Annotated in this window: 13 protein-coding genes and 1 pseudogene; 11 read left to right on the top strand and 3 right to left on the bottom strand. The window is 66.3% G+C overall.

What is annotated here, in order from left to right:
- The first annotated feature begins 133 nt into the window (after window positions 1-133).
- The 8 genes from HYH08_RS36695 to HYH08_RS36730 all read left to right on the top strand — a co-directional run bounded on the left by HYH08_RS36695 (window position 134) and on the right by HYH08_RS36730 (window position 6,648).
- Window positions 134-796, top strand: a complete 663-nt coding sequence (locus tag HYH08_RS36695) for an amino acid ABC transporter permease (protein ID WP_220014698.1) — start codon at window positions 134-136, stop codon at window positions 794-796.
- On the top strand, window positions 793-1,587 hold the full coding sequence (locus tag HYH08_RS36700) for an amino acid ABC transporter ATP-binding protein (protein WP_220014699.1): 795 nt from the start codon (window positions 793-795) through the stop codon (window positions 1,585-1,587). Before HYH08_RS36695 ends, HYH08_RS36700 begins: the two co-directional genes overlap by 4 nt.
- The gene (locus tag HYH08_RS36705) at window positions 1,587-2,342 is read left to right on the top strand and encodes an SDR family NAD(P)-dependent oxidoreductase (RefSeq protein WP_220014700.1); all 756 of its coding nucleotides are present in this window, start codon (window positions 1,587-1,589) and stop codon (window positions 2,340-2,342) included. Before HYH08_RS36700 ends, HYH08_RS36705 begins: the two co-directional genes overlap by 1 nt.
- Entirely contained in the window at window positions 2,339-3,466 is a 1,128-nt protein-coding gene (locus HYH08_RS36710; protein WP_220014701.1) for a muconate cycloisomerase family protein, read from the top strand. The genes HYH08_RS36705 and HYH08_RS36710 overlap by 4 nt, the downstream gene beginning before the upstream one ends.
- Window positions 3,467-3,744: 278 nt before the next feature.
- Complete coding sequence (locus HYH08_RS36715) at window positions 3,745-4,164, top strand: HIT domain-containing protein (protein WP_220014702.1); 420 nt, start codon at window positions 3,745-3,747, stop codon at window positions 4,162-4,164.
- Window positions 4,165-4,175: 11 nt separating this feature from the next.
- A complete protein-coding gene (nudC, locus tag HYH08_RS36720; RefSeq protein ID WP_220014703.1) occupies window positions 4,176-5,114 on the top strand; it encodes an NAD(+) diphosphatase in 939 nt (312 codons plus the stop codon).
- 6 nt (window positions 5,115-5,120) lie between these two features.
- Window positions 5,121-6,041: a sugar kinase gene (locus HYH08_RS36725; protein WP_220014704.1), complete on the top strand. Its 921-nt coding sequence runs from the start codon at window positions 5,121-5,123 to the stop codon at window positions 6,039-6,041.
- A gap of 97 nt (window positions 6,042-6,138) precedes the next feature.
- Window positions 6,139-6,648, top strand: a complete 510-nt coding sequence (locus HYH08_RS36730; protein WP_220014705.1) for an Lrp/AsnC family transcriptional regulator — start codon at window positions 6,139-6,141, stop codon at window positions 6,646-6,648.
- 3 nt (window positions 6,649-6,651) lie between these two features.
- Here the strand turns inward: HYH08_RS36730 and HYH08_RS36735 are convergent, their stop codons facing one another.
- Together HYH08_RS36735 and HYH08_RS36740 are read right to left on the bottom strand one after the other, a co-directional pair.
- The gene (locus HYH08_RS36735) at window positions 6,652-8,001 is read right to left on the bottom strand and encodes a sensor histidine kinase (protein WP_220014706.1); all 1,350 of its coding nucleotides are present in this window, start codon (window positions 7,999-8,001) and stop codon (window positions 6,652-6,654) included.
- Complete coding sequence (locus tag HYH08_RS36740) at window positions 8,001-8,723, bottom strand: response regulator (protein WP_220014707.1); 723 nt, start codon at window positions 8,721-8,723, stop codon at window positions 8,001-8,003. The genes HYH08_RS36735 and HYH08_RS36740 overlap by 1 nt, the downstream gene beginning before the upstream one ends.
- A gap of 182 nt (window positions 8,724-8,905) precedes the next feature.
- Between HYH08_RS36740 and HYH08_RS36745 the strand changes: the two genes are divergently transcribed.
- The 3 genes from HYH08_RS36745 to HYH08_RS36755 all read left to right on the top strand — a co-directional run bounded on the left by HYH08_RS36745 (window position 8,906) and on the right by HYH08_RS36755 (window position 10,363).
- Entirely contained in the window at window positions 8,906-9,127 is a 222-nt protein-coding gene (locus tag HYH08_RS36745) for a hypothetical protein (protein ID WP_220014708.1), read from the top strand.
- 63 nt (window positions 9,128-9,190) lie between these two features.
- Window positions 9,191-9,514, top strand: a complete 324-nt coding sequence (locus HYH08_RS36750; RefSeq protein WP_220014709.1) for a cysteine rich repeat-containing protein — start codon at window positions 9,191-9,193, stop codon at window positions 9,512-9,514.
- A 9-nt stretch (window positions 9,515-9,523) separates the two neighbouring features.
- Window positions 9,524-10,363 (top strand): sterol desaturase family protein, encoded by an 840-nt coding sequence (locus HYH08_RS36755; protein ID WP_220014710.1) that lies wholly within the window; start codon window positions 9,524-9,526, stop codon window positions 10,361-10,363.
- Window positions 10,364-10,376: 13 nt separating this feature from the next.
- Here the strand turns inward: HYH08_RS36755 and HYH08_RS36760 are convergent.
- Window positions 10,377-10,804 (bottom strand): annotated as a pseudogene (locus HYH08_RS36760) (phosphomannomutase/phosphoglucomutase); the annotation flags it as partial.

A 10,804-nucleotide genomic window follows, 5' to 3' on the forward strand; every position in this document is an offset into this window, starting at 1 on the left:
CCACATCGTCATGGCCGGGCTTGTCCCGGCCATCCACGCCTTCCCCCCGCAGCACCAAGAACGTGGATGCCCGGGACAAGCCCGGGCATGACGACGAGTTTCTAGACTGCCACCGGGTACGAGTAATACACGCATGTATCAGTGGGACTTCGGCATCCTCTGGAGCTATCGCTGGCTCTTTCTCAACGGGCTCGGCGTCACCGTCGGCTTCACCGTGGTGATCGTGCTGCTTGGCCTCGTGTTCGGCCTGTTCGGCGCCTTCGGCAGCCTGTCGCGGTTCAAGGCGATCCGCCTCACTGCCCTCACCTTCATCGAAGCGTTCCGCTGCACGCCGATCCTGGTGCAGCTGATCTGGTTCTATTATGCGCTGCCGATCCTCGCCGGCGTCGAGATGACGCCGATCACGGCCTCGGCGCTGGCGCTGTCGCTCTATGGCGGCTCGTTCTATTCCGAGATCATCCGCGGCGGCATCATCTCGATCGATAAGGGCCAGTCGGAAGCCGGAGCCGCGCTCGGCATGACGCCGAGGCAGAGCATGCGGCGCATCGTGCTGCCGCAGGCGATCAAGCGCATGATCCCGGCGCTGATGAACCAGTCGATCATCCAGTTCAAGAACACCTCGCTGGTCTCGGTGCTGGCGGTGCCCGACCTCGTCTATCAGAGCCAGGTCGCCGCCCATGACAGCTACCGGCCGCTGGAGACCTACACCGCGGTCGCAGTCGCCTATGCGGCGATCCTGATCCCGCTCACCATCATCGTCCGCCGCGGCGAGAAGCGACTGGCGGTCAGCGAATGAGCGATACTCCCAAGATCGAGATCCGGGGCCTGCGCAAAAGCTTTGGCAGCAACGAGGTTCTCAAGAACATCAATCTCGACGTTGCCAAGGGCGGCGTCGTGGCGCTGATCGGGCCGTCCGGCTCGGGCAAGTCGACGCTGCTCCGCTGCATCAATCTGCTGGTCGTGCCCGACGGCGGCAGCGTCCGCGTCGGCGACACGCGCTTTGCATTCGGCGAAGGTACAAAGCTTCCCGACGTGAAGGCACTCGCAAAATTCCGCGCCACCACCGGCATGGTGTTCCAGCACTTCAATCTGTTCCCGCACATGACGACGCTCCAGAACGTGATGGAGGGACCGGTCACGGTGCGGCGCATCGCCAAGGCGGACGCGGAAAAGCTGGCGCGGGCGCAGCTCGCCAAGGTCGGGCTCGCGGAGAAGGCCGATCAATATCCGGCGACGCTGTCCGGCGGCCAGAAGCAGCGCGTTGCGATCGCACGTGCGCTCGCCATGGAGCCCGACGTGATGCTGTTCGACGAAGCCACCTCGGCACTCGATCCCGAGCTCGTCGGCGAGGTGCTGAACGTGATCCAGCAACTCGCCTCCGAAGGCATGACCATGGTGATCGTCACCCACGAGATCGCCTTTGCCCGCGAGGTCGCCGACCGCCTGATCTTCATGCGCGACGGCGTGGTCGTAGAGGAAGGCCCCGCGCGGCAGGTGATCGACAGCCCACAGGAGGCCGCGACGCGCGCCTTCCTCAGCCATTTCCACCGCACCGGTGCATTGCCGCCGGCCAATGCAGGTTCCTGATGCCTGATATCGACCGGGTCTATCTCGTCACCGGCGCCGCCAGCGGCATCGGCCGCGCCACCGCAAAGCTGCTGGCGGCGCCTCGCATTGCCCTCCTGCTCCACACGCGCGCGAACGCCGCTGGACTCGACGCCACCGCGGCGGAGGCTGAAGCGAAAGGCGCCATTGTCGCAAAGTGCCTCGGCGATCTCGCCGAGGAAGCGGCCCCCAGCGGCGCCATCGCCGCCGCGCAATCCGCGTTCGGCCGGCTCGATGGATTGGTTCTCGTCGGCGGCCATGCCCGCCGCGGCAGCGCCATCGGCACGCCGGCAGATGAGTTCCGCAAGGCAATGGACGAGTCCGCGCTGGCGCTCACGCGATTGGTCGATGCCGCGCTGCCGCTGCTGCGGGCCGGCCGCGATGCAAGGATCGTTGCGGTGTCGTCATTCGTCGCGCACGCGATCCGGCCCGAATTCGCGCCCTTCGCGGCGACCGCCGCAAGCCGCTCCGCGCTGGAAGCGCTGGTGCGCCTCACTGCAATCGAGCTCGCCAAGGACGGCATCACCGTCAACGCGGTGTCGCCCGGCCTCATCGTCAAGGACAGACCGAGCGAGAGCCGGCTGTCGCCCGAGCAGATCGCCGCGACCGAAGCGCTGATCCCAATGCGCCGCCGCGGGCGGCCGGAGGAAGTCGCCGAGATCATCGCCTTCCTGGCATCGCCCAAAGCATCTTACGTCACTGGCCAGGTCTGGCACGTCGATGGAGGCCTGACATGACCGAAGCAACCATCGCACGCCTCCGCCTGTTCCTGATTGAAAGTCCGATCAAGATGGCGCGCCTGCAGGGCGTCGGCAACGTCAAGGGCACGGTGAAGCGCGTGCTGATCGAGCTCACCTCGAGCGACGGCGTCATCGGCTGGGGCGAAGCTGCGCCGTGGGAAGTCTTCACGGGAACGCCGGAAGCGGCGTTCTCCGCGCTCGACATCTATCTGCGCCCGATCGTGCTCGGCAAGCCTGTCCGACGTATCCGCGCGCTGATGGCGGAGCTCGACCGTGCCCTGGTCGGCCATGCCGAGGCAAAGGTCGCAATCGAGATGGCGCTGCTCGACATCGTCGGCAAATCGTCCGGGCTGTCGGTCGCCGATCTGCTCGGCGGCCGTGTGCGCGACACCATCCCCCTGTCGTTCTCGATCGCCGATCCGGACTTTCCCGCCGATCTCGAGCGCATGCGAAAGATGGTCCCCGAAGGCAATGTCATCTACAAGGTCAAGACCGGCGTGAAGCCGCATCGCGAGGATCTCGATCATCTCGCAGCGATCCGCAAGGAGTTCGGCGACAAGGTCGACCTGCGCGTCGACTATAACCAGGCGCTGGCGCCGTTCGGTGCCATCAAGATTTTGCGTGACGTCGAAGAGTTCGCGCCGACCTTCATCGAGCAGCCGGTGCCGCGCAAATATCTCCACGTGATGGCGCAGCTCACTGCGGCACTGGAAACACCCGTGCTCGCCGACGAGAGCTGCTTTGACCGCCGCGACATGATGGAGGTGGTGCGCCGCGAGGCCGCCGATGCCGTCTCGATCAAGCTGATGAAGGCGAGCGGCCTGTTCGAGGCGCAGGCGATCATGGCCATCGCGGACATCGCCGGCCTGCCCGGCTATGGCGGCACGCTGTGGGAGGGCGGCATTGGGCTAGCCGCCGGCACGCAACTGATCGCGGCGACGCCTGGCATCTCGCTCGGCTGCGAATTCTACATGCCGCATCACGTCCTGACCGAGGACGTGCTGGAAGAGCGCGTCGCCAATCGCGCGGGTCACGTCGTCGTGCCCGATGGTCCCGGCCTCGGCATCCGCGTCAGCGAGGCCTCGGTCCGCGCCAATGCGCGGGTGCTGGCGGAGGCGTAGAGACGATCGTCGGCGCGCGGCGGTTCACCTCGCCCCGCTTGCGGGGAGAGGTCGGATCGCCCTTGCGATCCGGGTGAGGGGGTACAGGTCTCTCCGCGTTCCTCGCGTGTGGAGAGAGGCCCCTCACCCCAACCCTCTCCCCGTAAGAACGGGGAGAGGGAGAAGAAAGCGACGACCGCGTATGCGATGACAGCGGGGCGCCAACCTTCCCCTCACCACATCGGTATCGTATGGTCCGGTCAACACGCCCGACCTGATCGGGCCATCCGGAAACGCATATGCCCGAACCCGCCTGGTCGCTGCACTCCCGCCTGAAAGAGGACACCATCGACATCGGCGATCTGCCGTTGTCCAAGGTGCTGGTCATCAAGGATGCGCATTATCCCTGGCTCTTGCTGGTACCTCGCCGCCCCGACGCGGTCGAGATCATCGACCTCGACGAGGTGCAGCAGGCGCAGCTGATGACCGAGATCTCCCGCGTCTCGCGCGCGCTCAAGGAGATCACCAAATGCGACAAGCTCAACATCGCGGCGCTCGGCAATCTCGTGCCGCAGCTCCACGTCCACATTATCGCGCGCCGCACCGGTGACGCCGCCTGGCCACGCCCGGTCTGGGGCGTGATGCAGCCGCTGGCGCATGACGCCGCGGAAGTTCAGAATTTCATCAGCGCGCTTCGCCGAAAGATCTGGTTGGGTTGAAAGAATAACAAATGTCAGCATTCGACTCGTTTCCGCTGGGACAGCCGGCCTTCGTCACCAACGTCCTCGACCGCGCCGCGCATCTGCGCCGCGACGATGAAAAGCTGTTCGCGCTGGAGCAGAAATCGTCCTCGCGCGCCTATGTCGTCTACCGCGACTCGCTGCTGGTGAAGCGCGACGGCGACAAGGTGCGTGCGCTGCTCTCGATCGACGAGGCGACCAAATGCGGGGCCAATCCCGGCACGATCTTCCTCGGCCTGCGCGACGGCGCGGCGATCTTCGGCATGGGCATGCCGCAGGCCGCGGCCGAGAAGCTGGTCGGCCGCGAGGACTACACCATCACCGAGCTGCGTGGCATGGCGATGCAGGGTGTGATCCCGCCCGAGGAGCTGTCGGCGATCGCGATGGCGAAGTCGATGGTCGGCTGGCATCAGCGCCACGGCTATTGCGCCAATTGCGGCACCCGCAGCAGCATGAAGGAGGGCGGCTGGAAGCGCGAATGCCCGTCCTGCAAGGCCGAACACTTTCCGCGCACCGATCCCGTCGTGATCATGCTGGTGGCCTCAGGCGACAAATGCCTGCTCGGCCGCCAGAAGCAGTTTCCGCCGGGCATGTATTCCTGCCTCGCTGGCTTCGTCGAGGCCGCCGAGACCATCGAGGACGCGGTGCGCCGCGAGATCCTGGAAGAATCCGGCATTCGCTGCACCGACGTGCAGTATTACATGACGCAGCCCTGGCCCTATCCGTCGTCGCTGATGATCGGCTGCAGCGCGCGGGCGGTGAGCGATGACATCGTCGTCGATCACTCCGAGCTGGAAGACGCGCGCTGGTTCACGCGCGAGGAAGCTGCAAAGATGCTGACGCGGACGCATCCCGACGGGCTCGCCGGCCCGCATCCGTTCGCGATCGCGCATCACCTGCTCGGCCGCTGGGTGCACGACAAGAGCTGACCGCCGATGGCTGGAGGGATCGCGCCGCGCATCCTCTGCATCGGCATTCCCGTGCGCGACCTGACCTTCCGGGTCGAGGCCGTGCCCGCGCGCGGCAGCAAAGCCAACGCGACGCATCTCGCCGAGATCTGCGGCGGCAACGCGCTCAACGCCGCGATTGCGATGGCGCGGCTCGGCGGCCGCGTCTCCTTTGCCGGGCCGATGGGCGATCCCGGCGAAACGTCGAGCGGCTTCATCCTCGACCGGATGGCTGCCGAGGGCATCGAGACCAGCCATGTCGTGCGCATGCCTGGTGCAACCACCCCCGTCTCTGCGATCACCATCGACGCCGCGGGCGAACGAACGCTGACGATCTATCGCGATCCCGCGCTGTGGACGGTGACGCTGCCCGACGCTGACGAGCTGCTCGCCGACTGTGAGGCAATTCTCGTCGAAAGCCGCTGCGGCACGTTTTGCGTCGATCTCTGCACTGAGGCGCGCCGGCGCGGCATTCGTGTCATCGTCGGTGTCGACCGCGCGATGTCGCTCACTGACGGCCTGCTCAACGCCGCCTCGCACCTGCTGTTCTCCAGCGAACAGCTGCAGGAGACCGCGGGCGTTGCCGGCGACGGCGCGGCGTTGAAGCGCCTCGCCGGGCTGACGCCGGCCTTCCTCGCCGCCACACGCGGCCCCCTCGGCACGATCTGGCTGAACGAGACGGGCGCGCTGGAGGAGACGCCGGCCTTCCCGGTTCAGGCGGTCGATACGCTGGGCGCCGGCGACGTCTTCCATGGCGCCTTCACGCTTCGCCTCGCCGAGGGCGAGGGAGTACGGGAGGCGCTGCAATTCGCCGCGGCCGCTGCAGCTCTGAAATGCACCCGCCATGGCGGTGGCCCGGCCGCGCCGCAACGCATTGAAGTTGAAGAGTTTTTACGGAACCGCCGCTAGAGCGATTCCCCAGCTGCGCCCAGATTATGGACTTGCTGTGGAAAGATTTTCTCTATATCAGGGAAATCAGCCTCTGAAATGGAACAAAGTTCTTCAAATGACTGACCTCGCCGTCCAGATCCCCGAGACCAGCCGCCGCCTCGACGCCATCGACCGCAAGATCCTGATGGTGCTCCAGGAAGACGCATCCCTGTCCGTCGCCGAGATCGGCGACCGTGTCGGATTGTCCTCGACCCCCTGCTGGAAGCGCATCCAGCGCCTGGAGGCCGATGGCGTGATCATCAAGCGCGTCGCCCTGGTCGACCAGAACAAGATCGGGCTCGGCATCTCCGTGTTCGTCTCAGTCGAGAGCGCGGACCACTCGGACGCCTGGCTGAAGAAGTTCGCCGAAGCCGTCAGCGCCATGCCGGAAGTGATGGAATTCTACCGCATGGCCGGCGACGTCGATTACATGCTGCGCGTCGTGGTCGCGGACATGCAGGCCTATGACATCTTCTACAAGAAGCTGATCAGCGCCGTGCCGCTGAAGAACGTCACCTCGCGCTTCGCGATGGAGAAGATCAAGTCGGTGACCGCATTGCCGATCCCGGCAGTGGTGGCGGCTTGATTCTCACGCTGGCTGAAACACCGGCAGGGTGACGTCGACGCGCGTGCCCCCGCCCGGGGCCGCGCCAATCTCGATCGTCCCGCCATGGGCCTCGACCAGGCTGCGCACCACGGCGAGGCCGAGCCCGGCGCCCCCAGTCATGCGATTGCGCGACTTCTCCATCCGATGGAACGGCTCCAGCACGGTCTGACGCTGATCGGCGGGAATGCCCGGCCCGTCATCGTCGATCGACACGACGACGGCACGGTCTTTCACCGCGGTCCGTACATGAGCGGCGCGGCCATAGGCGAGCGCGTTGTCGATGAGGTTGGCAAAGATCCGCCTTAGCGCCAGCCGATCGCCGAGCACGACGGTTTGTCGGGTGCGCTCGTCGATGACCACGTCGACCGGCGCTTCCTGCGCGCGGCGGTCGTGCACCTCGACCGCAATCAGCGCAGCGAGCTCGATCATTTCCTGCGACAGACCGCCGGCGCCAGCCCGCGTCGACAGCAGCGCATCATCGAGCAGCCGGATCATGTCATCGATATCGGCAACCGCCCGCTGCCGCTCGGCGTCGTCAGCGATCTGCTCGACCCGCAGCCGCAGCCGTGTCGCAAACGTCCTGACGTCGTGGGCGATGCCGCCGACCAGCGTCATGCGGGCGCGCAGCATTTCGGCGAGCCGCCCCTGCAAGCGGTTGAAGGCGGCAATGACGGCGCGGATCTCCGGTGCGCTGCGGCGGGCGTCCGGCAGCGGCGGCGGATCCGCCGACAGGTCGACGCGATCGACCGCCGCGGCGAGTTGCGCCAGCGGCCGCGTCTCGCGCTGCATGACGAGAAGCGCGAGCAGCGCCACGATCGACCCGAACAAGCCCGCGCCGAAGCCGACGGGCAGGCCGAACGGGGTGACGGGAAGGCGGGTATAAGCATCGATGATCAGAAGATCGCCGCTGCGCAGGCCGATGCGGAATTCGACCGCGTTGGCCATCAACCGCGCGAGACGGGGAAACAATCGACTGGCGCGATGATCGGGCGGCGATACGATCTCGATGGGGCGGCCGGCAAGTCCGGCGGCATAGGTCTCGCGCAACTGTGCCTGCTGCGGCGGCGTCTCGCCACCGACCGGGCCGCCTGACGGCACGATCCGCGCCATGAATTGCGGCGACGACACCGCGTCGAGAATGGCCTGCCGCGCGTCGCCGGCCGTGCGCTCGAGCAGCGTTGCAAGCGCATCGAGCCGCGCGGGCGAAGGCCGCGTCAGTTCGTTCTCCTGCACCGTGGTCCGGTAAAAGATCGCCACCACGACAGAGACCACGACCGTGAACCCGACCAATCCGATCAAGGCCAGCCGCGCAGCGAGCGTCACGCGCAGCATCACGACACCTGCTTGACAGCAGCGGTGAACAGGTAGCCGCCGTTGCGCACCGTCGTGATCAAGTTCGAGCCGGGGCTGGCGCCGTCGAGCTTCTTGCGCAGCCGCGAGATCAGCATGTCCACGGTGCGGTCGAACGGCTCCGCCGAGCGCCCCCGCGTCCAATCCAGGATCTGGTCGCGCGTCAGCACTCGGCGCGGGCGCTGCACGAAGCAGCCGAGCAGGTCGAACTCGGCGCTGGTCAATTGCAGCGCCACGATCTCGCTGTCGACCGCCTCGACGCTGCGTGAATCGAGGTCGATGACAAAACGGTCGAACGCGAAGCGGCGGACCAGCGGCTTGGCCGGAGTCCCGTTGGCGCGGCGTAGGATGGCGCGAACCCGCGCCAGCAGCTCGCGCGGCCCGAACGGTTTTGCGAGATAATCGTCGGCCCCCATCTCGAGGCCGACGACGCGGTCGATCTCGTCGCTCTTGGCGGTGAGCATCAGGATCGGGAGGGTGTCGTCGGCGCGCAGCCGGCGGCAGATCGAAAGCCCGTCCTCGCCCGGCAGCATCAGGTCGAGGATCACAAGGTCGGGCCGCAGGCGCTGGAGCATCGAATCCATCGCCTTGCCGTCGGCAACGCAGGCGACCTCGAACCCCTCGCGCCGCATGAAGTCGGCAACGAGGCGGCTGATCTCGGGATCGTCCTCCACCATGAGAATTGTGGCCGGCGGCGCGTTCATCGCCGCATTGTGGCCGACGGCGCGTGCAGCGCAAGGGCGGCGGCCACGTTGTTACATAGTGTTACACGAGACCGACAAAGCCATAACAATCGTTTCATCCCGGCAATGCGGCGCGGACGCCGCCGCCACAGTCTCCCTCGCATGGCTCCCGCCCACGGCAGCCTCACAAGGAGACCACGACCATGACCAAGTTCTTCCTCAGCTCCCTCGTTATCGGCGCCCTCTCACTTGCCGCGGCAGCCGACGCCAATGCCTGGACCCGATCGGCGACCGCCAGCGGCCCGCGCGGCACCTCCAGCGTCACCGCGTCGGGAAGCTGCGCCAACGGAAGCTGCACGCGCAGCGTCACCCGGACCGGGCCGGCGGGCAACACCTACACCCGCACCGGCACGGTCTCGCGCTGAGCGGGCCTGACCGTCGCCGCACCTGCCCGGGCGGCGACGGTCTATCGAATCAGATCAGAAAGGATGAGCACCGTGTTCTCGAACCTCCGTCCCATCTCGCTCGCGCAAGCGGCAACCATCGTCGTCCTCTGCGTCGCCGCCTCGACCCCGGCGGCCGCCCAGAGCCAACTGCAAACCAAGATCACACCGCAAATGCGCAGCGAAGCGCGGTCTGTCATGCAGGCCTGTCGTGCGGACTATGACAGCCTTTGCAGCAATGTCGCACCGGGCGGCGGCCGCATCCTCGCCTGCCTGCAGTCCCATGCCGGCCAGCTCACCTCGGCCTGCGCGCAAGCGCTGCCCCGTGCGCAGGCTCTGAGGAACGGTGCCGGCGGCGCACCGAAATAGGAGGCTGCCGTGGGCTACGCGTCACTCCTGCTCGATCCGACGCTCAAGCGCCTGATCCTGGCAACGGCGGTCGGCCTGATGCTGCTCGAATATGGCATCGGCCGGCTCGCCCATCACGACACCCACGACTGGCGCGAGAGCGTCGCGTCATTCGGCGTTGCAATCGGACAGAACGTCCTGCGCGCGATCGAGGCCGGACTTCTCGCCGTGCCGTTCGCCTTCCTGTACGAGCACCGCCTGTTCGATTTTGCGCAGACCAGTCCGCCCGCGCTCGCAGGATTGTTCCTCGGCAGCGAGTTTCTGTACTATTGGCAGCACCGCGCCTCGCATCGGATCCGCTGGATGTGGGCGACGCATGCGGTGCATCACTCGACGACGCGATTGAATCTGACGGCGGCGATCCGGCTCGGCTGGACCGGGAACATCTCCGGCAACTTTCTCTTCTTCCTGCCGCTGGCACTGATCGGCTTCCATCCCCTTGCGATCGTGGCGATGCTCGGGATCAACCTGTTCTACCAGTTCTTCATCCACAGCGGCTTTGCGCCGAAGCTCGGCATGCTCGAATGGGTACTCAATACGCCGAGCCACCATCGCGTGCATCATGCCTGCAACGAGCCGTGCCTCGACAAGAACTACGGCGGCATCCTGATCGTGTTCGATCGCCTGTTCGGAACCTTTACCGAGCGGCCCTCCGACCAGCCACTCCGCTTCGGTCTGGTTGGCGGCACACCGTCCTTCAATCCGATCCGGATCGCGCTCGGCGAATGGATCGCGATGCTGAGCGACGCATGGAAGGCGCGGGGCGCTGCTGCAAAGCTCCGCGCCCTGTTCGGTCCGCCCGGCGGCTGAACGCGCGAGACGCTCAGATCTTCTGATTGTATTCACCCACTTCGGGATGGGTGCGCAGCACGCTGTTCACCATCTCGAACATGTCGTGCATGCGCTGCTCGGAGACCGGGCTCTCGACCACGACGACGAGCTCCGGCTTGTTCGAGGACGCTCGCACCAGGCCCCAGCTGCCGTCCTCGACCGTGACGCGCACGCCGTTGACGGTGACGAGATCGCGGATCGACTGTCCCCCGATCTTGGCACCCTTGGCCTGCAAGCCCTCAAAATGCTTCACCACTTGGTCGATGACGCCGTACTTCACCTCGTCGGCGCAATGCGGCGACATGGTTGGCGACGACCAGGTTTTTGGCAGCGCGTTCTTCAGGTCCGCCATCGACTTGCCGGGCGCGCGGTCGAGCATGTCGCAGATCGCGATCGCCGAGACGAGGCCGTCGTCATAGC

Source organism: Bradyrhizobium sp. BR 10289 (assembly GCF_019455385.1).
Taxonomy (GTDB): Bacteria; Pseudomonadota; Alphaproteobacteria; order Rhizobiales; family Xanthobacteraceae; genus Bradyrhizobium.